The organism is Yoonia maricola (genome assembly GCF_002797915.1).
GTDB classification, from domain to species: domain Bacteria; phylum Pseudomonadota; class Alphaproteobacteria; order Rhodobacterales; family Rhodobacteraceae; genus Yoonia; species Yoonia maricola.
Genome location: NZ_PGTY01000001.1, coordinates 1,167,668 through 1,191,179, shown reverse-complemented (window position 1 = coordinate 1,191,179; position 23,512 = coordinate 1,167,668). Strand labels below are relative to the sequence as shown.

The following is a 23,512-nucleotide window of genomic DNA, read 5'->3' as shown; positions in this document are numbered from 1 at the left end:
TGGCCCTAAGGCATTATGCGCCTGGGTTACATGTCCCCAGAGCACCACCAGCGAACTGTGGGTGATCTGCAGGGTATGTCACTTGTGCAGCAGGCGTAACTTCAACGATCTCAAGAAGGTCGAACTCGTTGTCTGGGTTCTCTTTACCCTTCACAACCAGCACGTCTTTGAAGCACTGGTGATCTTCGCCACGGTACAGTGTTGGGCCGTTGCCCAGACCGTCGAATTCGAAATCTTCGAGAGCTTCGGCAACTGCGCATGGGTTGAACGAACCGGCGCGTGTAACCGCATCCGCATACAGCAGTGTCTGCACGTAGCATGTGTGCGCAGCCTGTGACGGCGGGAAGCCGTACTTTGTACCGAACGAACGGACAAATGCTTGGCTACCTGCGTCCTGCAAAGACCAGTGCCAGTTTGTGGAACCAAAGATGCCCTTCACGTTGGCGCCCGCACCTTTCGCCATCAGACGAGAGTACAGTGGAACAACGATTTCAAAGTTCTGACCGTTGGCTTGGGCTTCACGCAGACCAAACTGAACCGCGTTGGTCAGCGAGTTCACCATGTTACCACCGTAGTGGTTCAGAACCAGAACGTCAGCACCAGAGTTCAGAACAGGCGCGATGTAGGAGGAGAAGTCAGTTTGCGTCAGCGGTGTCAGCACTGTGTTCACAGTTTCCCAACCCATAGCTTCTGTCGAAGACTGCACGGCTTCCTGTGTGGTGTAACCCCAGTTGTAGTCTGCTGTCAGGTGGTATGCTTTCCGGTTGTTGCCGTAAGCCGCTTCAAGCACAGGTGCCAGCGCCGCACCAGACATGTACGAGTTAAAGAAGTGACGGAAACCATTGGCCCGCTTGTCTTTACCTGTTGTGTCGTTGGAGTGTGTCAGACCAGCCATAAAGATGATGCCGGCCTCTTGGCAAAGCGCCTGCACAGCAACAGCCACACCAGAGGAAGACCCACCGGTGATCATGATTGCGCCGTCTTTTTCGATCATCGAACGTGCAGACGCGCGCGCTGCGTCGGACTTTGTCTGCGTATCACCAGTAACATACTTCACTTCGCGACCCAGGATACCTGTGCCTTCCAGCGCGTCAGACGAGAATGTCGACATCATGCCGCCATCGCCGCCACCGTTCAGGTGCTCAACCGCCAGTTCATAAGCGCGCAGTTCGTCTGCACCCTCATCAGCGTATGGACCCGTCTGCGGTACGTTGAAGCCCAGAACGACGTCACTGTCGCCAGGCGCATTCGTAAACCCGCCGTCTTGCGCGCGCAGATACTGCGGCAGCGCCATGCCCGCACTGGCAACCATACCAGTTTTGAGCACACCACGACGTGAGAAATTTGATTTGGACATTATTATCCTCCCTAAAGATTAAACTGCTTGTGCACAAACGCCCCAATGGCCGCACGATCCAGTACACAACACTGTCAGTTAAAGTTGTGCAGTTCACCAACAAGCCATTGAGAGTGCTGGACTTATTTGTAAAATTATGAACAGATCGTAGGTGATTATCGTAAAGGTATTCTCTCGCACTCGCAGAAAGCCACTGAAACCAATAGGGGAATTCATAGTGTCCAATCAAAGACTCGTTGGATCGCGTATTCGCGAAAAGCGACTCGACCTCGGGTTGAAGCAAGCATCTGTTGCGGAAACAGTGGGCATATCACCGTCTTATTTGAATTTGATTGAGCATAATCGGCGCAGAATCGGTGGAAAATTGCTGACTGACCTCGCCCGTGTTCTAGAGGTTGACACATCTTTGCTGGCCGATGGTGTTGGCCGTGACACACTTGATCAGATGCGCAATGCCGCGGCCAATATCGGCAGCAACGTTGAGGTTGACCGCACCGAAGAACTAGCCGCGCGGTTTCCAGGATGGGCCGCATTGATCGCAGCACAAGCGGCCAAGATTGCCGCATTGGAAGAGCGCGGTCGGGTTTTGACAGATCGCATCGCCTATGATCCACAACTGGCTGCATCGTTGCACGAGGTTATTTCGGCGGTGAGCGCAATCCGGTCGTCGGCCTCTATTCTGGTTGGGCCAGAGGATCTGGATCAGGACTGGCAGCGCCGCTTTCACGAAAATATCCACGGCGATAGCGTGAGGCTCGCCGATAGCAGTGCAGCGCTCATCGCCTATCTTGAAGCCCCAGATGGCGTGCTGGAGCAGTCTGGATCCCCTTTCGAAGCGGTGGAAAGCTATTTGGAATCCAGCGGGTTTCATATCGCGGCCATCGAAAAAGGTGCCGCGCCATCACAGGTACTGAAAGAGGCCGGATTGGAGGGTCCTGCCAAAAGCGTGTTGCGGGATGTGTTAAACAGCTATGCGGCAGATGTTGAAAAACTACCGCTGGCCCGGTTTGAAAAGGCGTGCCGCAAACACAGCTATGATCCGCCCGCACTTGCGCAGGCGTTTGGGCTGCCTTTGACGTTGATTATGCGTCGTCTGGCCCAATTGCCGCCTGACAAAGGGCATCCTCCGATGGGGCTGGTGATCTGCGATGCAGCAGGTGCTTTGACCTTTGTGAAACCTGCCCCCGGTTTCACAATGCCCCGATCAGTCGGGGCTTGTCCGTTGTGGCCGCTTTATGGCGCACTCAGCCGACCCTACCAACCAGTGCGTATGGACGTGGCAATGCCAGGGCGGGCTGCAACACGGGCCTTGTGCTTTGCTGTGGCAGAACCGCATGGCCCGACACAGTTTGATGCGCCACCTGCGTTAAAAAGCATGATGCTGGTGATACCTGATCCGCCAGAGCCCGCGACGGCGCCGCATCCCGTTGGTGTGTCTTGCCGTATTTGCCCGCGGACCGATTGCGCCAGCCGCCGCGAACCGGCCTTGAAGGGGATGCATGCCCAAACAGTGCTTTGACAGCCCCAAGGTTTGGCGTGATAGTTGCGTCTCAGGGGGCACCATCCTTGGGATGGGAAGATGAAAGGGAGGCGATGAAATGGGCAAACGTGTCCTTTTGATCGAAGACGAGCCGAATATTATTGAGGCGATTAGCTTTATTCTTTCCCGCGACGGGTGGACTGTACACACCCATGAAGATGGCACCTCGGCGATGGATAAGGTGCTGGCCTTGCCACCTGATATGATCATCCTTGATGTAATGCTGCCGGGACGCAGTGGTTTTGATATTCTGCGTGATTTGCGCAGCCATGAAATGACCCAGCAAACACCAGTGATGATGCTGACCGCGCGCGGTCAGGATAAAGACCGCGATCTGGCGATGCGTCTTGGGGCGAACCTGTTTATGACCAAGCCGTTTTCCAACACCGAAGTGCGTGATCAGGTCCGCCACCTGATGGAGACATGAGCCGCAAACCGAAACCGCCGGTATTTTTGCAGCGCGACAGTTACCGCCAGCGCCGGGTGCGGGATGCGGTCAAGCTGTTGCCCTTTGCCGGTGTGGTCCTGCTGGCCATTCCATTGGCATGGAAAAGTGGCACGTCTGAGGATCAGATTGGTGCCAATGGTTTGCTTTATATATTTGGTGTCTGGGTTTTGCTGATCGTTTTGAGTGCCCTCCTCTCCGCCTTCATCCGAGCGGACCCATCGCTGTCATCACAGGACAGGCCAGAGGAATGACATCCTTCAACGCCCTTATCGTGGTGGCAGTTGGCTATGTGGTTTTTTTGTTCGCCATCGCCTTTATTGCCGAACGTCGGGCGGCGAATGGACATGCCAACTGGCTCAAATCACCGTGGATTTATACACTGTCGCTCAGCATCTATTGCACAGCATGGACCTTTTACGGGGCGGTTGGATATGCCGCCAGATCAGGGTTGGAATTTGTGACAATCTACCTCGGCCCGACGCTGGTGATGGTAGGGTGGTGGTGGATATTGCGGCGGTTGGTGCGAATTGGACGTGCGCAGCGGATCACCTCAATCGCCGATCTTGTATCATCGCGCTTTGGTAAATCAACGCAGTTGGGCATGATCGTAACGGTTATTTCCGTGATTGCGGGTACGCCTTATATCGCGCTGCAGTTGCAGTCCGTCACGCTGTCATTTGCGGTTTTTGCGCAAAATGGAGGGGTGAACTGGGATCAGCCTGATTTTGTTGTCACAGCCATGTGGGTTGCTGTCGGGCTAGCTGTCTTTACGGTGATTTTTGGCACACGAAACCTAGACGCCAATGAACGCCACCACGGCGTTGTCATTGCCGTCGCGGTTGAGGCTGTGGTCAAGCTTCTTGCGCTAGTTGCGGTGGGCGTTTTTGTCGTCTGGGGTGTCGCGGGTGGCCCCGGAGAGATGCTGGAACGCATCGACCAATCGCAGATTGTTTTGTGGAATGCAGACAGCAGCCGTTGGATTAGCCTGATCTTTCTGTCCGGTGCTGCGTTTCTGTGCCTGCCACGGATGTTTCAGGTCCTCGTGGTCGAAAACGCGGATGAACGCCACCTGCACATCGCAAGCTGGGCATTTCCGCTTTACCTTTTCATGATGAGCCTCTTCGTGGTGCCCATCGCTGTTATCGGCCTTGATCTGCTGCCGGCGGGCAGCAACCCGGATCTGTTCGTTGTAACTGTCCCGCTTGCCGAAGGGCGCGACGGGTTGGCTGTGCTGTCATTCCTTGGTGGGTTTTCATCCGCGACATCCATGGTCATTGTGGCGACCATTGCCTTGGCGACGATGGTATCTAACCACATCGTTGTGCCGATCTGGCTGAGCAGGCAAACCAATCAGCAGGCCGTCATGTCGGGGGATGTACGGCATGTGATCCTCTTGGCGCGGCGCCTGTCGGTGGCTGGCATCATTGCCTTGGGGTTTTTGTATTACCGTATATCGGGTGGTGGTACGGCTTTGGCCGCAATCGGTTTGATTTCCTTTACAGGGGCTGTGCAAATTCTGCCCGCGATGATTGGCGGTATGTTTTGGCGCGGCGCCACAGGCGTGGGTGCGGCGGCGGGATTGATCACCGGGCTAGTGGTCTGGATGTGGACATTGTTCCTGCCCAGCTTTGGTGTGGATGCCGTCATCAGTCAGGCGATTGTGGATGATGGGCTTTGGGGCTTGTCCTGGTTGCGGCCGCAGGCGCTTTTTGGGGTCGGCGGGCTTGATCCGCTGGTGCATGGTATCTTGTGGTCGATGTTGCTGAATACGGCGATGTTCGTGATCTGCTCTTTGGTGACCTTTCCAGCCCCGCTTGAGCGTCTGCAAGGCGCGCAGTTTGTGAATGTCTTTGCCCATTCCACAGCGGCACCTGCATGGTCTGGGGCAGCGACCGGGGCCGAGGACCTGTTGATCATGTCGCAGCGGATTATGGGGTCAAAAGAGGCGCAGGCGCTTTTCACGCAAGAGGCCGCACGACAGGGCAAGGCGGGATATCTGCCTGAGGTGACACCGGATTTCATTGAGCGACTTGAACGGGTGCTGGCCGGGTCCGTGGGGGCAGCAACAGCGCATGCGATGATCGGACAATTGATCGGCGGGAGCAGCGTTTCGGTCGAGGATCTGATCGCCGTGGCGGATGAGGCGGCGCAAATCCTTGAATACTCGAACGAGTTGGAAGCCAAGTCGCAGGAACAGGAACGCACGGCACGCGCCCTGCGTGCGGCCAATGACAAGCTAACAGCACTATCGATCCAGAAGGATGCGTTTCTCAGCCAGATCAGCCATGAATTGCGCACGCCTATGACCTCGATCCGGTCGTTCTCGGATATCCTGCGCGATGGGGAGATGAGCGAGGAAGAGCAGGGGCGTTATGCTGGTATCATCCATGACGAAGCGGTGCGTTTGACGCGGCTTTTGGATGATTTGCTGGACTTGTCGGTGCTTGAGAACGGGCAGGTCGAGTTGCGCGAACAAACGGGCCACTTGTCAGACCTGCTGGACCGCGCCGTGCGCGCGGCTGGTACGCATGATGGTGTATTGGACATCCGCCGCGACCTGCATCAAGAGCAACTGCAATTGCTGACTGATCTGGATCGTTTAACGCAGGTGTTTATCAACCTGATCGTGAATGCACGTAAATATTGCGATGCACAGAACCCAATACTTGAAATCAAGGTGCATCAGCATGAAGGCCGCTACATCGTTGATTTCATCGACAATGGCAGCGGGATCGCACCCGAGGACCAAGACCTGATCTTTGAAAAATTCTCGCGCGTGGCGGATGGTTCAAAGGCTGGTGGCGCCGGGTTGGGCTTGGCTATTTGTCGTGAGGTGATGCACAGGCTTGGTGGCGAAGTGTCCTATCTGCCGCAGGCCACAGGCGCTGCGTTTCGTGTCCAGTTACCCCAGGTGACGACTGCGGCGGCGTTAGAAGAAACGTAACGAGTTTTCGCTATCAAGGTAGCCAGAATATCTGTGACAGGCCTATGACTGATAGCACACAAGTAACATTGCTGCGGCGGATGACCCGTCCGCATGGGCAGGAGGTTGCGGATAACCCGTTGACCTCTTCGCGTGCTGTGCGTCTGGCGCTGACCAAGGCGGCCAACGACACGGTCGGGCTGGTACTGACCGTGCAAAGCGTCGCCGAAGAGGTGACAGGCCTTGATGACATGCTGGGGACCTTGCCGGATGACATGATGTTGGTGGGGCTTGATCGGGATGACAGCCTGATGGGCCTTATGGCGCTGGACATGGAAATGCGCGCCGCCGTGCTTGAGATGGAAACAATGGGTGCCCTGCTGGCGCATCCTGCAGAACCACGCAGCCCCACACTGACCGATAAAACGCTGTGCGATCCGTTGTTGCACGCGTTCTTATCCGCATTCCCACATGCCGTGCTCGACACCCCGTTGGAAGGATGGATGGATGGTGTCACACCCGGCGCTAAGGTTGATAGCACGCGCGCGGCCGGGCTTGTTCTAGAGGATTGCGACTACCGCATCGTCCGGTTGACCGTGGACCTCAGCGTGGCAGATCGGCAGGCGCAACTTGTCCTCGTGTTGCCGATCCAGCAGGAGGTTGCAGAACAGGAAATTGTACCGGCGGCAGCGGTCGACTGGGACGGTACGTTTCAGGGCCGCGTGTCCGATGCACCTGCCTGCCTTGATGCCTTGTTGCATCGCTTTCCGATATCGCTGGCGACGGCACAAGCCTTGCAAGTCGGGTCTGTATTACCCTTGCCGGGTTGTACCGTCAGTTCGGTGCGCCTGCTTTCGGCGGATGGCAAAGAGGTCGCGCAAGCAAAGCTGGGTCAGATCGGCGGTTACCGCGCGGTCCGACTTGAAACCGCATCACACCCACAATTGACAGAACTGCCCGGCACGCCCCCGCCCCCGGATATCGCCACGCCGTTGCCTGACGCGATAGACATTAACGTGCCGGACATCGACTTGATGGGCGAGGGGGCTGCATTGGATGATGGGCTGACGTTGGACGATGCGCCGACACCGATGTTGGATGAACCCGCAGAGGCGGCATTGGATATGGATTTCATGGCAGATGGTATGGCCAAAATGGGCGATCTGCCATTTGATCCGGACGCGCTTTAGCCGTCTTTCAACGCCTCAAGCTGCGGGCGCATGCCGCCCAGATCATACCCAACGCCAGCAGCGGCTGTGATAATATCGTCAGCGGGCATCTCGGTTGCTTGGCCGTAAGCCCAAACGATGGATGACCGTGTGCCTGACGCGCAATAGGCTAGCGTGGGCCCGTCAGAGGCGTCCATCGCGTCTTTTTGTGCCGTGATCATCTGTGTGTTCAGGCCTTGATGGGTCACGGGAATGATCACAAAACGCAGCCCTGCCGCTTTGGCAGCCGCCTCTATCGCTGCGGCCTGATGGCTGGGCGGGACTTCTGCATCCGGCCTGTTGCAGATGATGGTTTTAAAACCCGCCTCAGCGATGGCTGGAATGTCAGCGGCATCAATCTGGGGTGAGACGGCATAAGAGGGGCTGAGGTGTCGAATATCCATGTCACCTCCTAAACTGCGACGGCAGTTTGGTCCAGTCGGTTGCGCAGCTTTGGTGCGATCATCATGCCACCCAGCATGGCCGCGACGAACAGCACGCCGCCCATGCCACCAAAACTCAGCGATGCAACGGCCGGGCCGGGGCACAGACCCGCAAGGCCCCAGCCCACCCCAAAAAGCGTCGATCCCAACACAAGGTTGCGTCCCAGCTTTGGCTCTGGCGGCGCCGGGAAGGTATCCGCAAGAACCGGTTTGCGCCCGACCGTGACACGCCATGCGACCGCCATAGGGATGATGGCACCGCCCATGACAAAGGCGAGTGTCGGGTCCCAAGCCCCAAAGATGTCAAGCCAGCCTTGCACTTTCGTCGTGTCAGTCATGCCTGATACCAACAGACCCAACCCAAAAAGCGATCCGACGAGAAATGAAACCAATATCCGCATCAGATCACCCCCAATAGATGTTTGAAGATCACAACAGTCAGACCCCCCGCACCAATGTAGAAGGCAGTAGCGACAATGCCGCGCAACGACAGACGGGAAATGCCGCAAACGCCATGTCCGGATGTACAGCCATTGGCCAGGCGCGTGCCAATACCAACAAGCAAACCGGCAATGATAATTACCGCCCAATTGCCCGTCAGCTGCGTTTGCGCGCCACCCATAACAAGTGCCGCAATACCCGGCACGGCCAGCAACCCTGCAACAAGCGCTGTCCGCTCGCCCCGGTCATGCCGGCCACTGCCGTCCACCAGCCCGCCGATAATACCAGAGGCCCCCATGATCCGCCCATTTACCAGCAAATAAATGGCCGCAGCTATTCCGATGAGCGCGCCACCGGCGAGCCCCATGATCCAATCCATTGGCATGATTTTGTCCTGATCCTACAACGTGTTGATGGGCACTTTGAAATAGCTTTGGCCGTTATCTTCTGGTTCCGGAAGATGCCCTGCACGCATATTCGTTTGCAGTGACGGCAAGATCAGACGCGGCATGCCGAGATTGGCATCGCGTTCTTGCCGCATGGCGACAAATGCGTCCAGCGGTCGGCCCTCACCGATATGCACGTTCAGTGCCTTTTGTTCGCCCACTGTGGTTTCCCACGCAAAATCATCACGCCCTGGCGCTTTGTAATCGTGGCCCACGAAAATGCGGGTGTTGTCGGGTAGGGCAAGAATTTTCTGGATCGAGGCGTAAAGATCTTCGGCCGATCCACCCGGAAAATCACAACGTGCAGTGCCAAAGTCCGGCATAAAGAGCGTATCACCAACAAAAGCCGCGTCGCCGATCACATAAGTCAGGCAAGCAGGCGTATGGCCCGGCGTGTGCATGACATCGGCGCGCATTTGTCCGATGTGGAAACTGTCACCATCCTCAAACAGCGCATCAAATTGCGATCCGTCACGTTGGAACGCTGTGCCTTCATTAAAGATTTTGCCAAAGGTATTTTGGACGACCGTGATATTCGCCCCAATCCCGATCTGACCGCCCAGATGCTCTTGTAGATAGGGGGCTGCAGAAAGGTGATCAGCATGCACATGGCTTTCAAGGATCCATGCAACCTGAAGCCCCTCTGATTTGACCCAAGCGATAATATCGTCAGCGGATTGTGTATCTGTCCGCCCGGCAGCCTGATCATAATCCAGAACACTGTCGATGATCGCGCAGTTGCTGCCCTGTGGTTCGCGCAACACATAGGATACGGTGTTGGTGGCGGTATCGAAGAAAGCTTTTACATCAGGTGTCATATCGAATCTCCTATCAGGCTATAAGATAATCAGATTCTTATACATTTCAATGTTGAAATGTATAGGGTGGGACGGTAGGTGGAGATATGGAACACGGAAATACCCTGACAGATGACCCTATGGATGCAGCGGCGGCGGATGCGGCTGACCTGCTCAAGGCCCTGTCAAACGCCGGACGTCTGCGGATTTTATGCGCCCTTGTCCCCGGTGATCTGACGGTGGGAGAGTTGGAAAAAGCCTTAGGTGCCAGCCAATCCTATGTTTCAGGACAGCTTTTGCGATTACGCAGCGAAGGGCTTGTTGCCTGCGAACGCAATGGGCGCAGCATGCGTTATCGATTATCTGACCCGCGCGTCAGGCCGCTGTTAGAGCGGATTTACGAGCTGTTCTGCCCAGAAACATAAACCGCCAGTTCTGCTCTTGCCACTTGCCTGCGGTGCACCGCGTCTGGCCCATCGGCCAGTCTGAGGGTCCGCAGCCCGGTCCATTGTCGGGCCAATGGTGTGTCTTGCGAAACCCCCGCCGCACCATGCATCTGGATCGCCTTGTCGGTGATATCGAGTGCGACTTGCGGTGCGATCACTTTGATCTGGCTGATCCACGGGGCTGCGGCTTTCTTATCGCCCTGGTCCATCATCCACGCCGCTTTCAAACACAGCAGGCGCGCCTGTTCGATATCCATCCGCGCCTTGGCGATAATGTCAAAATTCTCGCCCAGCTGCGCCAGCGGTTTGCCAAAGGCCTGCCTCGCGACGGATCTTTCGCAGAGTAGTTCCAGCGCCTTCTCCGCCTGCCCAATCGCGCGCATGCAATGATGAATACGTCCCGGCCCAAGACGGCCCTGTGCGATCTCAAATCCGCGCCCTTCGCCCAGCAACAGGTTCTTGGCAGGTACCCGCACGTTATCATAGCGGAAATGCATATGCCCATGTGGTGCATCATCATGCCCATAGACCTCCATCGCGCGCAGTTTTTCGATGCCGGGGGTGTCGGTGGGCACGACAATCATGGAATGCTGTTGATGCTTCGGCCCGTCAAACCGCGTGCGCACCATCACGATATGCACCGCACAGCGCGGATCACCCGCACCAGTTGCCCACCATTTCTGGCCGTTCAGTACGTAGTCATCACCATCGCGTTCACAGCGCATTGCGATATTCGTCGCGTCCGAGCTTGCCACATCAGGTTCGGTCATCAGATAAGCCGAGCGAATGGTGCCTGCCATCAAGGGCTTAAGCCACTGCTCTTTCATCGCTTCGGTGCCGTAGCGGGCGAAGACCTCCATATTGCCCGTATCGGGTGCGTTGCAGTTAAAGACCTCTGCGGCCAGATGGCACTTGCCCATCTCCTCGGCCAGATAGGCATATTCAACTGTGTTGAGTTGCGGCCCCTCGCGAAACGTATCCCAGAAATTCCAAAGTTCGCGGTTTTTCGCTTTGGCCTTGAGCCCTTCAAGTATCTCGGTCTGGCGTGGTGTGAAGGCCCAGCGGTCGCCCACGTCCACCTCGGCCAGAAACGCGGCATCCATCGGCGCGATCTCATCTGTGATCATCGCTTTGACTGCCGCCAGTACCGGTTTTAGTCGTTCGGTTTGTCCCAGATCCATCGCTGCGCCTCATGTTATCTTGTCGCCATCGTGCATCGCAGGGTCGGTGTGTCAATCAATGGTTGCACATGGGTGGGCAGGCGGCCCTAATGGGGCCATGAAAGAAGCCGCGCAAAACCTAGGGATCAGCCTGCCTGATCTGGACGCTTACCTCACGCAGTCCATCGCCGAATTTGAAGGGCTGAAGGAGGTCACCAAATTCGGCACGGGCCAATCAAACCCGACCTATCAGCTCAACGCTGAAAGCGGGACTTACGTGTTGCGCAGCAAACCCCCTGGCCGGTTACTGCCGTCAGCCCATGCTGTTGATCGTGAGTTCCGTGTGATGGACGCCTTGGCTGGCACCAATGTGCCGGTCCCTGAGGTGCTGCATTTGGCAGACACCGAAACCTCGCCCAGCGGGCGGGCTTTCTTTGTTATGCGCTATCTGCCGGGGCGCATCTTCTGGGATCCCGCGCTGCCTGATTGCGAAAAGGTGGAACGGTCGGCGATCTATGACGCGATGAACGCCGCCTTGGCTGCGATGCATGACGTGGATGTCGATGCGGTGGGCCTTGGCGATTATGGCAGGCCGGGCAATTATTTTGCCCGTCAGTTGGACCGTTGGAGCAGCCAATATCTTGCCTCGGTTGATGCACCGACCGAAGCGATGTCCGAGATCATCGCGTGGCTTGGCGCGCAAATGCCTGCTGATGATGGACAGGTTGCGCTGGTGCATGGCGATTGGCGTCTTGATAACATGATCTTTCGCTCGGAAACTGCTGAAATTGCGGGCATTTTGGACTGGGAGCTATCCACACTTGGGCACCCCATGGCCGATTTGGCCTATCAATGCATGCAATGGCGGCTACCTAACCAAGGCGATATGCGCGGATTGGCGGGCGTGGACCGGGCGGCCTTGGGGCTACCAAGCGAGGCCCAATATGTGGCGGATTATGCGGCGCGCCGGGGTCTTGAACGGATCGACGGTTGGCCATTCTATCTGGTGTTTGCCTTCTTCAGGCTGGCAGCGATATTGGCGGGTGTCGCCGCGCGGGCTGTGGCTGGGAACGCTTCAAATCCGACAATGGCGCGAAAATATGGTGCCGCAGTTCCGGCTTTGGCGGCGATGGCCACAATTGTCATGCATGAGGGGGCCGAGCTTTAACCCAGCATCACCCCGACGATCACGGCCATCAGGCCAATCATTGATACAAAAAGCGCGCCCAGATTGATTGGCAAAATCTTGGAGATGCGCGCGCGTAGTTCCTCATCGGCCAAGTTTGCACGTTTGGCGCGCGTGACCGCAACAATGCTGTAGACGATCCCACACAGGCCTATGACCGACAGTGCCGCGCCGCTCCAAACGATGATTTCCATGGTCACTCCTGCGTTTTGGCCGACCTAACGCGCGCCGGGATGCGGCGCAAGGGTTGCAGGCCAAAGGGGCAGGGGCTAGTCAATGGCAAGTTTTCAGGAGAGCATGAATGAACGATACCGTGACCGAGACCGCCAGCACCGTTGCCGGACAAGAACTGCGCCAGTTCGTGGAACGCTATGAGCGGCTGGAGGCCGAAAAGAAAGACATTGCGGATGCGCAAAAAGAAGTGATGGCCGAAGCGAAAGGCCGCGGCTATGACACCAAAGTGCTGCGCAAGATCGTGGCAATCCGCAAGCGCGATGCGAATGATCTGGCCGAGGAAGAGGCGGTCATGGATATGTATAAAGCCGCACTGGGCATGTAATCCCTTAATCGAAGGGGAGGATCAGTTCCACCCCTTCCATATCTGCAATAATCTCAAGATCGGCCTCATATGCCGCGCTCATTGCGTCCACGACCGCGTCATCAAGCTCCGGCAAGGTGATGCTGTCTTCGACGAGGTCGGGCAGAGCATGTGCCTCTAGTATGTCGGCAATCAACGTCTGGCGCGCGTCGATATCCTCCGGACCAATATCTGCGATACGCGTTTGCAGAGCCTGCATGCCAGCGGGGCTGATAATATTTGACAATACATCAAACTGCCCGGTGATCGGCGTGTCCGCCGCCACACCAGCAAAAAGCCGGATCAGTTCTTCCCAGATCAGTGGCGTATCTTCGTTGCACCAGACATAAAGTGGTGTTGCGGGGGCGGCCAGTTTGATGCGCTGGATCACATCGGACCACAGCACCTCAAGCGGAGACAAGACGCCAAGATAATGTCGCAGGCTTTGCATACCGGCGCGGGTCGCTGTTTCCTGCAGAAAACTGGCCGGGTGACGCAGACCCAGAAACAAGCTGATATCATCGTCAGGAAACAGGCTGTGCAAACCGCGCAGTTTCTTTTCGGCCTGATGATAAAAGACACTATGATCGAAGATCCGCTTGGGGATGGTGATAAAGTTGTCATTGCTCAACACCAGACGGGTCACATCATCATCTTCGACAATCGCATCCAACAACACATCACGGGCGCCTGTGGCTGGCGCACCCTCTGCCACGGTCTCAATCGCCTCGCGGATTAGCTTGCGGTATTTGCCGGGGCCGGGGACAGCGATACCATGCTGCAACAGGGTGTCAGCGTTCTTGAGCGTTGATTTCAGCAGTCGATCTTCATCCGTACAATTTGCGCCAATATGAAATGCGATCTGCATGAAACCCCCTTTGGGACGTGTATTTGGCAAGCATCATAGAATGATTTCCCAGACACGAAAGCAGGATCGCGAGCAGGGTCTGACAATAGGAAAAGAGCACGCATCTTTTTTGCGTAAGCAATGCGAAAACACCATTGCACATCCGTGTTTTCCCCTGCTATACGCCGCGCAGTCGGTCAAACCGGCACGCCGCATGCGGCGCACCAGTGCCCCTATAGCTCAGCTGGTAGAGCAACTGATTTGTAATCAGTAGGTCCGCGGTTCGAGTCCGTGTGGGGGCACCATTATACCAAATGCCTTTGTTCTCAGGTGCTTGCAAGGCATATTTCACAGGTTTCTACGCCTGAATTCATGACTTTCTTGCATTTCTCTCTTTTCAAGACCGCTCGCATTGGTCACACATTTATCAGCCAAAATATCGGGAGTTATCGTGTCCCTCTTTTTCATTGTTGCATTGCCGTTCTTCGGTGCACTTCTGCCAGGGTTGATGAATCCCGCTGGGCGGTCCGCCTGTGCGGGGGTGACCTTTACTGTGACTTTGGCCGCTTTTGTGGGGCTATTGACCAATCTGCCCGCCATCATTGCTGGTGATATCGTCACTGCTCGCGTCGATTGGATGCCTGCGCTGGGGCTGAATTTCACGCTGATGCTGGACAGCCTTGGCTTTTTCTTTGCGTTGTTGATCCTTGGCATTGGCCTGTTGATCATCGCCTATGCCCGCCAATACCTGAGCCGCAACGACAATATGGGCGAGTTTTTTACCTACCTGCTGCTCTTCCAAGGCGCGATGGTGGGCATCGTTCTGAGCGATAACATCCTGCTTTTGCTAATTTTCTGGGAGCTGACCTCTCTATCGTCCTTTCTGCTGATTGGCTATTGGAAACATCTGCCGGAAGGGCGTCAGGGTGCGCGTATGGCGCTGACTGTGACGGGTATGGGCGGGTTGGCCATGATCGGTGGCATGCTGATCCTTGGGCAGATTGTCGGCAGCTATGATCTGAGCGTCATCTTACAGAACCGTGAATTGATTCAGGCAGATCCACTTTATTTGCCCGCCCTCATTTTGATCTTGTTGGGTTGTTTCACAAAATCGGCCCAGTTCCCGTTCCATTTCTGGCTGCCGCACGCCATGGCAGCGCCCACGCCCGTGTCGGCCTACCTGCACTCTGCGACCATGGTAAAGGCTGGAATATTCTTGATGGCGCGGATGTGGCCAGTGCTGTCCGGCACGACGGAATGGTTTGTGATCGTGACTACCGCTGGGTTGATCACAATGGTTCTGGGCGCGGTGATTGCGCTCTTCAAGCATGATCTCAAAGCGCTACTCGCTTTTTCCACTGTCAGCCATTTGGGCTTGATCACGATGCTCTTGGGCACAGGGACCGCTTTTGGTGCAATGGCTGCGGTGTTTCACATCCTTAACCATGCGACGTTCAAGGCCGCATTGTTTATGTCCGCAGGTATCGTCGATCACGAAGCCCACACCCGCGATATCAGGCGATTAGGGGGCTTACGCCGGTTGATGCCTGTGACTTTCATGATCGTGATGCTTGCCGCCTTGTCGATGGCAGGTATCCCGCTGCTCAACGGGTTCCTGTCCAAGGAAATGATGCTGGAAGAAGCCCATCATACCGTGCTTTTCGGCAGCCATTGGCTTGTCCCTGTTCTGGCAACTGTTGGGTCGCTTTTTTCTGCGGCCTATTGCTTCCGCCTGATCAGTCATGTGTTCTTCGGCCCGGTCCGCGATGATTACCCCGCCAAACCACACGACCCGCCTGCGGGCATGTGGTTGCCGCCTGCATTGCTGATCATCCCTGTCGTTGTGATCGGTGTGGCGCCTTTTGTGGCAGAGCCTTTCGTCAAACTGGTTACGGCCTCTGTGCTTGGCAATGCCGCAGAGATGCCGTCGGCGCATTTGAAAATCTGGCACGGTTTGGTGCCTGCGCTTTATATGTCGATCATTGCAGTTCTTGGCGGCTTGGCGATGTTGTTTGTGTTTCGACCAGCCTTGCGCCTGTGGGACGCTGTTCCACGGCCTGAAGCAAAGGTAATTTTTGAAGCGATTATCACGATGGCCGTCAAGCTATCGCAGGTCTTGGTTCTGCCGTTACATAACGGTGCCTTCACACGCTACGCTGCCATTGGAACAGTGACCATCGTGGTTGCAGGTTACTACGCTTGGACCACAGGCACCGTTGGCGCGCCCATGCATGATATGCAGACCGCTGACCCTGTTCTGATCTCTGGATGGGGCATGTTGGTGGCTGCGACCATTGGTATGGTCTTTCTGCACCGCAACCGGTTCTTGTCGCTTATTCTGATGGGGATTGTGGGGTTGATGGTATCGATCGGCTTTGTCTTCCTAAGCGCGCCCGACCTCGCGATGACACAGTTCACGGTTGAGGTGGTGACGATCATTCTGTTGCTGCTCGCGTTGAATTTCCTGCCCAACAACACCCCGATTGAAAGCACCGTGCTGCGGCGTATGCGCGATGTGGCCGTCGCGGTGGCAGGTGGTTTGGCCAGCTTCGCGCTCGCCTATTATTATATGCTGCGCGATCCTGTTGCGACGTCGATTTCGGAATTCCATCTGGCCAATTCTTACAAAGGCGGCGGCGGCACCAATGTGGTCAACGTCATTCTGGTTGATTTCCGTGGCTTTGATACCTTCGGCGAGATTATCGTGCTCAGTATCGCGGCCTTGCTGATCTATGCGCTGACAGAGGCCTTGCTGAGTGGCCCGGTCCGCACCCGTTTGTTGAACCGCAAACCTGACCAGCCGCAAGCCGGTGGTGTCCACCCCATGATGATGGTGGTTCTGACCCGTGGGATGATGCCCGTTGTGATGATGGTTGGTTTCTACATTTTCCTCAGCGGTCACAATGAGCCGGGTGGCGGCTTTATCGCCGGTCTGATCGTATCGATTGGTGTTGTGATGCAATATATGGCGAGCGGTTTTTCATGGACGTCTGCCCGGTTGAAGTATCCCTACCACGGTGTGATCGGGGCAGGGGTGCTGGTCGCGGGGTTCACGGGTATCGGCTCTTGGTTTGTCGATAAACCGTTCCTGACCTCTGACTTTACCTATGTGCGTATCCCGCCGTTTCAGGAATTCGAACTGGCAACGGCGGCGCTTTTTGATGTCGGCGTTTTTCTGTCGGTTGTAGGCGCCGTGATGCTTTCGCTCGAAAGCTTCTCGCGCCTTGCGCGCCGCAAGGATGCCGTTGATAGCGAGCATCCGATGGACATCGATCCGTCACGCAGTGATCCGGTGCCCCGAACCGCAGGGGAGGGCGTGTAGCATGGAATTTCTGATTGCCTCTGCCATTGGTGTCATGACCGCCGCGGGTATTTATTTGGTTCTGCGTTTGCGGACGTTCCCCGTGATTTTGGGCATCTCACTGCTGACCTATGCCGTGAACGTCTTTCTGTTCACCTCTGGCCGTGTGGTGGCCGGTGCGCCGCCTGTGCTGCGCGACGATGTAACGACATATACTGACCCGCTGCCTCAGGCGCTGGTGCTGACCGCGATTGTGATCTCTTTCGGGATGACGGCTGTTGTTGTGATGATCGGTTTGGGCGCATTCCTAGGGTCTGATGACGATCATGTGGACGATCAGCCTGACACCCTTGAGAATGAGCCGGAGGGCAAAGTATGACCCATTGGCTGATTGCACCTGTTGTGTTGCCCGCCATGTTGGCACCCTTCATCGTTCTGGCGGCGCGTTACCACATCGGCATTCAGCGCGTGTTCTCAATGACCGGTGTTTTGATGCTGGTCGCGATTTCCGCTGGTTTGGCGTGGGCGACCGCCGATGGCACGATCATGCTGTATCAATTGGGTGATTGGGCTGCCCCTTTTGGGATTGTCGTGGTGGGCGACAGATTGTCGACGATGATGATCCTGCTGACCACGGTACTTGCGCTTTTTGTGCTGATCTATGCGATCAGTTCAGGCTGGGATGACCGAGGGCGGCATTTTCATGCCTTGTTCCAGTTTCAGCTGATGGGGATCTTGGGGGCGTTTCTGACAGGTGATCTCTTTAACCTCTTCGTTTTCTTCGAAGTACTGTTAATCGCGTCCTATGGGCTGATGATACACGCAGGCGGGACAGTGCGATTGCGGGCGGGCGTGCAATACGTGCTGTTTAATCTCATTGGATCGACCCTGTTTCTTTTCGCGCTGGGCGCGCTTTATGCGGAAACAGGCACGCTGAACATGGCCGATCTGGCCAACCGTGTCACCTTGATCAGCGCCGACGAAACCGTGGGTATCCGCGTCGCGGCGGTTCTGTTGCTGCTTGTCTTTGCGATCAAAGCCGCCCTCGTGCCACTACACTTCTGGCTGCCCTCCAGCTATGCCGAGGCCCCGGCACCGGTTGCGGCGCTTTTTGCGATCATGACCAAAGTAGGGGCCTATGCAATCATCCGGGTTTATACGCTGATCTTCCCTCCTGATCTGGCGATCACAGCTGGGCTGCACGACACATGGTTGCTACCCGCTGCGCTAGTGTCGCTCGCGGTAGGAATGGTGGGCGTTTTGGCAGCTAAAAGGTTCGACCGGTTGGTGGCGTTTTCGATTATCGGGTCTATGGGGATGGTGCTGTTATCCATTGCACTCTTGTCGCCGGAAGGGATTGCAGCAGCGCTGTACTATATCGTGCATTCAACCTTTGCAGGCGCTGCACTGTTCTTGATTGTTGATTTGGTACGGTCTGGCCGGGCGAACCTTGCGTTGACAGCACAGGCACCCGTGGCGGGGGCGACATTAACGGCAAGCCTGTTTTTCGTTGCAGCCATCGCTATGGCCGGTTTGCCTCCGTTGTCAGGTTTCCTTGGTAAGTTGTTGGTGCTGGACGCGGCCTTTGACAGCGATCTGATGGTCTGGATCTGGGCCGTTGTGCTGGGGTCCAGCCTGATCAGCGTTGTGGGGTTTGCGCGGGCAGGCAGCGTCTTGTTCTGGAAGGCACAAAGCGTGGCGCCATCTGCTGATGCAGATCCGGTCACCCCGCCTGCGACGATGTCTTACGTGGCGATTGGTGGGCTTGTCACGCTGCTGGCTTTGCACACAATCTTTGCGGGTCATATGCATGGATATACAACCGCTACCGCGGCCCAATTGTTCAGCCCCGAACCCTATATCACGACGGTCGTGGATACACCGGGTAAGCTGAGCGATGGAAAGACGGAGGATCACTGATATGACACGCGCATTTTACTGGCTGATCCCACACCCGCTTTTGACGCTTATTCTGGCGATTGTCTGGATGTTCCTGCAGAATGAACTCTCGGCGGGGATGATCGTTTTTGGGTTCATTCTGGGAATTATCATTCCGTGGGGAACCTCTGTCTGGTGGCCAGATACGCCCAAAAGCTTTCGGCTGCGCAAGATGATCCGCTACAGCTTTGTCGTGATCTGGGACATCATTGTGGCCAACATTGAGGTGGCATGGATCGTTCTGACGGTCCCGACATCCAAGTTGAAACCCGCATGGATCATCGTGCCTCTGCGGCTCAAGGAACCCGAAGCGATTACCTTGTTGGCCGGCACAATCACGCTGACACCTGGGACGGTTTCTGCTGATTTGTCTGATCAGGGGCACAGCTTGCTTGTACATGTCCTGCATACGCATGATGCAGATGCGGTACGCGAAGATATTATCACCCGCTACGAGGCCCGATTGTTGGAGATTTTTTCATGATACTGGCAACGCAGTTTTTGAACGTCGCACTGGCGATCACCTTTCTGGCGCTGGCGCTAGGGCAGGTGATGTCGATGGTGCGGTTGGTGCTGGGGCCGACTTCGGGGGACAGGGTGCTTGCATTGGACACAATGGTGATCAATGCGCTGGGGCTGGTGATCGTTCTGGGCATCCACCAAGGCGTGCAGATCTATTTCGAGGTGGCTTTGCTGATCGCCATGTTGGGCTTTGTCTCAACAGTTGCGATGGCGCGGTTTATTCTACGGGGGGATATCATCGAATGACGCCACAAATCATCGGAACATATTTCGTCTGTCTGTTTTTGATTATCGGATCAGGGTTCGTGCTGGTCGGTGCAATCGGGTTGTTGAAATTCAACGATCCCATGACGCGGCTGCACGCACCCACCAAGGTCGGGACTGTTGGGATCGGTATGCTTCTTCTAGCCTCGGTCGTCCATTCTTTTGATATTGGAGAGCCGTCGACGCATGAGTTGCTGATCATGGCATTCCTTTTTGTCACCGCCCCGATTTCAGCGAATTTCATCGGCAAGGTAAACATCCATCGCCGGGCCTGCGACACGCCACCCGATCCGCCGCTGGATGATACCTGGTCAACCCTGAGCGTGCCTGAAAGCGACCGCGATGGATAAAACTACGGGGCTTGGGCCTCGGGTGTATGGTGGTATTTCCATCGCACTTGTCGCGGTGCAGCGTGCGCTGACGGTGGTGTTTCATGCCGGAATTGGGGTAGTCAGGCGCCTAATCGCATATTTCGTAAAAGTCACAGAGCCTGACGCAGGCGCAATCGATACAGAAAAAAACAGGCCAAACGATACCCATGTCTGACCAAGACCTACCAAGAGGCGAAGCCGAACTGATCGCAGCCCGCAAACAAAGCCGCAGGCTTTATTGGGTGGTTGGGCTCTTCAGTTTCTTTGTAAACCTACTGATGCTGACAGGGCCGCTATACATGCTCAACGTCTACGACCGGGTGCTGAGCTCGCGGTCGTTTGAGACATTGCTGGCGCTGTCTTTTTTGGTTGGCTTTCTTTACGCGATGATGGGCATATTGGATTTTGTGCGCGGCCGGGTCATGGGCCGGGTTGGCGCCCGGTTTCAAGCCGGTCTGGACCGGCGGGTCTTTGGCGCAGTCCTCAAAGCTACGACATTGCAACGCGCCCCGCGTCAGGCGGCAACGGGCCTGCGTGATCTGGAAGCAGTGCAGCGCCTGATCACTTCGCCTGCGCTGATGGCTTTGTTTGATTTACCTTGGGCGCCGCTATTCTTTTTGGGCATCTTTATCTTTCACCCTCTGATGGGGCTATTGGCGATTTTCGGCGCGGCGGTCTTGCTTGTGGTGGCCTTGCTTAATCAATTCACCACACGCAAACCACTTGAAGCGGCCAATGCGGCCAGCTTTGCTTCTGAACGGTTGGGTGCGCATATTCGCGAAGAAAGTGAAATGGTGCATTCGCTGGGTATGCGCGGGTCGGCGTTTGACCGCTGGCAGATGGCACGCGGCAAATCACTGGATACCACGATTGAGGCGGCAGACGCATCAGGGACATTCACCGCGCTGACCAAAGCGTTCCGGCTGTTCCTGCAATCCGCGATGCTGGGTCTAGGCGCGTATCTGGTCTTGATCAACGAGCTTTCACCGGGGGCGATGATTGCTGGGTCAATCCTGCTGGGCCGGGCATTGGCGCCGATTGAATTGCTGGTCGGGCAATGGGCGCTCTTTCAGCGCGGGCGTGACGGATGGCGCAATCTGGCGGTGCTGCTGGAACAAATCCCATATGAAAAGGAACGCACAGTCCTGCCCAAACCCAAAGCCCGGATTGTGGCTGATCAGGTCACCGTCGTGCCCCCGGGTGAGGCGCAATCGGCATTGCGCATGCTCAGCTTTGCTGCATCGCCGGGGCAGGCCATCGGTGTCATTGGCGCATCGGGGGCGGGTAAATCATCACTGGCGCGTGTCTTGACCGGGGTGTGGCAACCTGCGGGCGGCAAGATCAGGTTGGATGGTGCGGCGCTTGATCAATACGACCCGGATGTTCTGGGCCAGCATGTCGGCTATTTGCCACAACGCGTGCAGCTTTTTGATGGAACCATCAAGGAAAACATCGCGCGCATGTCCATGATGCCAGATGACGCCAAGGTGATTGCGGCGGCCAAAACTGCCGACGCGCATGAAATGATCCTGCGGTTTCCGGACGGCTATGACACAAAGGTATCGGGGACCACGGGCCGTTTGTCGGGCGGGCAAATTCAGCGAATTGGTCTGGCCCGCGCGCTTTATGGCGATCCGGTGATTGTGGTGCTGGATGAGCCGAACTCTAACCTCGACAATGACGGATCGGTCGCATTGAACAAGGCGATCAAACAGATGAAGGCTGAAGGCAAGGTTGTGTTCATCATGGCGCATAGACCGTCCGCCATTCAGGAATGCGATATGTTGCTGGTGATCGAAAACGGCACCCGCCGCGCGTTTGGCCCCAAGGATGAAGTGCTGGCCGAAATAGTGAAGAACCATAGTGATATCAAACGCAGTGAAGGCAAGGCCGGGGGCGTATCATGACGAATGGAACCGATGAGCGGTGGTCGGTACGTCGGCATTTGACGATAGGTGCCACGACATTACTGATCCTTGTAGGTGGTTTTGGCACCTGGGCAGTGATGGCGCAGATATCAGGCGCATTGATCACCAGCGGTCAGATCGAAGTAGATCGCAACCGACAAGTTGTGCAACACCCTGATGGCGGTGTGGTCGAAGAAATCATCGTTGATGAAGGCGATACCGTTGAGGCAGGCGATCTGCTTTTACGGCTTGACCCCACGATCCTGCAATCAGAGCTTGCCATTGTCGAAGGACAGTTGTTCGAAATCCTTGCCCGTCGCGCCCGGTTAGAGGCTGAGCGGGATGATATGCCCGCGCTTACCTTCAGCGACGTGTTGCACGAGGTTGGCACATCTGAGGTTCAAACACTGATGGACGGCCAGGAGCGGCTGTTTCAGGCACGGCTTGAAACCAACCGAAGTGCTGTTGAACAGCTGACCCAGCAGCGCGCACAAATCTCCAGTCAGGTCACCGGTATCATCGCCCAGCAAGAGGCGCTTTCGACCCAACAGCAATTGATTGCACGAGAGCTGATCGATCAGCAAAGCTTGCTGGACCGTGGATTGGCGCAGGCCAGCCGCGTGTTGGCCTTGCAACGCGAGGAGGCCAGCTTGCTAGGTACCCTTGGTGATCTGACGGCACAGGCGGCACAAGCCGCCGAACGCATGACTGAGATCGAGTTGCAAATCCTCGGTTTGTCATCCACGCGTCGTGAAGATGCCATCACGCAACTGCGTGATTTGCAATTCAATGAACTGGAACTGTCAGAGCGGCGCCGCACTCTGCGTCGCCAGCTTGAGCGGTTGGATATCCGCGCGCCCGTATCAGGCGTGGTCTATGGCCTGCAGGTCTTTGCGCCGCAATCGGTTATTCGTGCCGCCGATCCGGTGCTATACCTTATCCCCCAAGACCGCCCCCTTATCATTGCGACGCAGGTGCAGGTGGTTGATATCGATCAGGTGTATGTCGGGCAGGATGTGACGTTGCGGTTTTCGGCCTTCGACCAAAACCGGACGCCGGAACTGCGTGGCAAAGTCACCCTTGTGTCAGCCGACGCATTTGAGAATGAAACGTCGGGGCTGTCTTACTACCGTGCCGAAGTGCAGGTCGAAGAAGGGCAGATGGACCGGCTGCCGGATGATATGACATTGATCCCCGGCATGCCGGTTGAGGCCTTTGTGCGGACCGCAGATCGCACGCCTTTGAACTTCCTGATCAAGCCACTTGCGGATTACTTTAACAAAGCCTTCCGTGAGACGTGATTGTGCCTTCCTGCCGGTTTGAGGGCACCCACAATCCGCGTTTGGTCGGGGCAGGTATGAGGCAACAAATGTCGATTGACGGCTTGTGG

24 protein-coding genes and 1 tRNA gene are annotated in these 23,512 nt (G+C 56.2%); 17 read left to right on the top strand and 8 right to left on the bottom strand.

Going from position 1 to position 23,512, the window contains the following annotated elements; translation table 11 throughout:
- Positions 1-13: 13 nt before the first annotated feature.
- A complete protein-coding gene (locus BC777_RS06055) occupies positions 14-1,357 on the bottom strand; it encodes a substrate-binding protein (protein WP_100367210.1) in 1,344 nt (447 codons plus the stop codon).
- Positions 1,358-1,508: 151 nt separating this feature from the next.
- Between BC777_RS06055 and BC777_RS06050 the strand changes: the two genes are divergently transcribed.
- The 5 genes from BC777_RS06050 to BC777_RS06030 all read left to right on the top strand — a co-directional run bounded on the left by BC777_RS06050 (position 1,509) and on the right by BC777_RS06030 (position 7,458).
- Positions 1,509-2,876, top strand: a complete 1,368-nt coding sequence (locus tag BC777_RS06050; RefSeq protein WP_375342414.1) for a short-chain fatty acyl-CoA regulator family protein — start codon at positions 1,509-1,511, stop codon at positions 2,874-2,876.
- 79 nt (positions 2,877-2,955) lie between these two features.
- Positions 2,956-3,324 carry a response regulator transcription factor gene (locus BC777_RS06045; RefSeq protein ID WP_100367208.1) on the top strand — a complete coding sequence of 123 codons (369 nt, stop codon included), beginning with the start codon at positions 2,956-2,958 and terminating at the stop codon, positions 3,322-3,324.
- A complete protein-coding gene (locus BC777_RS06040; protein WP_100367207.1) occupies positions 3,321-3,596 on the top strand; it encodes a hypothetical protein in 276 nt (91 codons plus the stop codon). The genes BC777_RS06045 and BC777_RS06040 overlap by 4 nt, the downstream gene beginning before the upstream one ends.
- Positions 3,593-6,289, top strand: coding sequence for a sensor histidine kinase (locus BC777_RS06035; RefSeq protein ID WP_100367206.1), 2,697 nt, complete (start codon positions 3,593-3,595; stop codon positions 6,287-6,289). The genes BC777_RS06040 and BC777_RS06035 overlap by 4 nt, the downstream gene beginning before the upstream one ends.
- A gap of 44 nt (positions 6,290-6,333) precedes the next feature.
- Positions 6,334-7,458 (top strand): FliM/FliN family flagellar motor switch protein, encoded by a 1,125-nt coding sequence (locus tag BC777_RS06030; RefSeq protein ID WP_100367205.1) that lies wholly within the window; start codon positions 6,334-6,336, stop codon positions 7,456-7,458.
- On the opposite strand, the gene BC777_RS06025 is transcribed toward BC777_RS06030, so the two are convergent.
- From BC777_RS06025 to BC777_RS06010, 4 genes are read right to left on the bottom strand one after another with little or no spacing between them, the layout of a single operon-like run.
- Complete coding sequence (locus BC777_RS06025; protein ID WP_100367204.1) at positions 7,455-7,880, bottom strand: protein tyrosine phosphatase family protein; 426 nt, start codon at positions 7,878-7,880, stop codon at positions 7,455-7,457. The genes BC777_RS06030 and BC777_RS06025 overlap by 4 nt on opposite strands.
- A gap of 8 nt (positions 7,881-7,888) precedes the next feature.
- Positions 7,889-8,320, bottom strand: a complete 432-nt coding sequence (locus BC777_RS06020) for a DUF6691 family protein (RefSeq protein WP_100367203.1) — start codon at positions 8,318-8,320, stop codon at positions 7,889-7,891.
- Positions 8,320-8,745: a YeeE/YedE family protein gene (locus BC777_RS06015; protein WP_100367202.1), complete on the bottom strand. Its 426-nt coding sequence runs from the start codon at positions 8,743-8,745 to the stop codon at positions 8,320-8,322. Before BC777_RS06015 ends, BC777_RS06020 begins: the two co-directional genes overlap by 1 nt.
- A gap of 15 nt (positions 8,746-8,760) precedes the next feature.
- The gene (locus tag BC777_RS06010; protein WP_100367201.1) at positions 8,761-9,624 is read right to left on the bottom strand and encodes an MBL fold metallo-hydrolase; all 864 of its coding nucleotides are present in this window, start codon (positions 9,622-9,624) and stop codon (positions 8,761-8,763) included.
- An 86-nt stretch (positions 9,625-9,710) separates the two neighbouring features.
- Between BC777_RS06010 and BC777_RS06005 the strand changes: the two genes are divergently transcribed.
- Positions 9,711-10,028: an ArsR/SmtB family transcription factor gene (locus BC777_RS06005; protein WP_100367200.1), complete on the top strand. Its 318-nt coding sequence runs from the start codon at positions 9,711-9,713 to the stop codon at positions 10,026-10,028.
- Here BC777_RS06005 and BC777_RS06000 read toward each other — a convergent pair.
- Positions 10,001-11,230 carry an acyl-CoA dehydrogenase family protein gene (locus BC777_RS06000; RefSeq protein ID WP_100367199.1) on the bottom strand — a complete coding sequence of 410 codons (1,230 nt, stop codon included), beginning with the start codon at positions 11,228-11,230 and terminating at the stop codon, positions 10,001-10,003. The genes BC777_RS06005 and BC777_RS06000 overlap by 28 nt on opposite strands.
- A 97-nt stretch (positions 11,231-11,327) precedes the next feature.
- Between BC777_RS06000 and BC777_RS05995 the strand changes: the two genes are divergently transcribed.
- On the top strand, positions 11,328-12,377 hold the full coding sequence (locus BC777_RS05995; protein WP_100367198.1) for a phosphotransferase family protein: 1,050 nt from the start codon (positions 11,328-11,330) through the stop codon (positions 12,375-12,377).
- On the opposite strand, the gene BC777_RS05990 is transcribed toward BC777_RS05995, so the two are convergent.
- Positions 12,374-12,589, bottom strand: a complete 216-nt coding sequence (locus tag BC777_RS05990; RefSeq protein ID WP_100367197.1) for a hypothetical protein — start codon at positions 12,587-12,589, stop codon at positions 12,374-12,376. The genes BC777_RS05995 and BC777_RS05990 overlap by 4 nt on opposite strands.
- A gap of 107 nt (positions 12,590-12,696) precedes the next feature.
- Between BC777_RS05990 and BC777_RS05985 the strand changes: the two genes are divergently transcribed.
- A complete protein-coding gene (locus tag BC777_RS05985; RefSeq protein WP_100367196.1) occupies positions 12,697-12,954 on the top strand; it encodes a DUF2312 domain-containing protein in 258 nt (85 codons plus the stop codon).
- A 4-nt stretch (positions 12,955-12,958) separates the two neighbouring features.
- On the opposite strand, the gene BC777_RS05980 is transcribed toward BC777_RS05985, so the two are convergent.
- Positions 12,959-13,840, bottom strand: a complete 882-nt coding sequence (locus BC777_RS05980; protein ID WP_100367195.1) for an alpha/beta hydrolase — start codon at positions 13,838-13,840, stop codon at positions 12,959-12,961.
- A gap of 208 nt (positions 13,841-14,048) precedes the next feature.
- Here BC777_RS05980 and BC777_RS05975 point away from each other — a divergent pair.
- From BC777_RS05975 to BC777_RS05930, 9 genes are all read left to right on the top strand, one after another.
- A tRNA-Thr gene (locus BC777_RS05975) sits at positions 14,049-14,124 on the top strand.
- Between the two features lie 146 nt (positions 14,125-14,270).
- Positions 14,271-17,141: a monovalent cation/H+ antiporter subunit A gene (locus tag BC777_RS05970; protein ID WP_100367194.1), complete on the top strand. Its 2,871-nt coding sequence runs from the start codon at positions 14,271-14,273 to the stop codon at positions 17,139-17,141.
- Position 17,142: 1 nt separating this feature from the next.
- Complete coding sequence (locus BC777_RS05965) at positions 17,143-17,499, top strand: Na+/H+ antiporter subunit C (protein ID WP_100367193.1); 357 nt, start codon at positions 17,143-17,145, stop codon at positions 17,497-17,499.
- Positions 17,496-19,040, top strand: coding sequence for a monovalent cation/H+ antiporter subunit D (locus BC777_RS05960; RefSeq protein ID WP_100367192.1), 1,545 nt, complete (start codon positions 17,496-17,498; stop codon positions 19,038-19,040). The genes BC777_RS05965 and BC777_RS05960 overlap by 4 nt, the downstream gene beginning before the upstream one ends.
- A gap of 1 nt (position 19,041) precedes the next feature.
- The gene (locus BC777_RS05955; RefSeq protein ID WP_100367191.1) at positions 19,042-19,542 is read left to right on the top strand and encodes a Na+/H+ antiporter subunit E; all 501 of its coding nucleotides are present in this window, start codon (positions 19,042-19,044) and stop codon (positions 19,540-19,542) included.
- Positions 19,539-19,826 carry a K+/H+ antiporter subunit F gene (locus BC777_RS05950; RefSeq protein ID WP_100367190.1) on the top strand — a complete coding sequence of 96 codons (288 nt, stop codon included), beginning with the start codon at positions 19,539-19,541 and terminating at the stop codon, positions 19,824-19,826. Before BC777_RS05955 ends, BC777_RS05950 begins: the two co-directional genes overlap by 4 nt.
- Positions 19,823-20,194, top strand: coding sequence for a monovalent cation/H(+) antiporter subunit G (gene mnhG, locus BC777_RS05945; RefSeq protein WP_100367189.1), 372 nt, complete (start codon positions 19,823-19,825; stop codon positions 20,192-20,194). The genes BC777_RS05950 and mnhG overlap by 4 nt, the downstream gene beginning before the upstream one ends.
- Positions 20,195-20,382: 188 nt before the next feature.
- Positions 20,383-22,122: a type I secretion system permease/ATPase gene (locus tag BC777_RS05935; protein ID WP_100367187.1), complete on the top strand. Its 1,740-nt coding sequence runs from the start codon at positions 20,383-20,385 to the stop codon at positions 22,120-22,122.
- The gene (locus BC777_RS05930; RefSeq protein WP_100367186.1) at positions 22,119-23,423 is read left to right on the top strand and encodes an HlyD family type I secretion periplasmic adaptor subunit; all 1,305 of its coding nucleotides are present in this window, start codon (positions 22,119-22,121) and stop codon (positions 23,421-23,423) included. The genes BC777_RS05935 and BC777_RS05930 overlap by 4 nt, the downstream gene beginning before the upstream one ends.
- Positions 23,424-23,512: the final 89 nt, after the last annotated feature.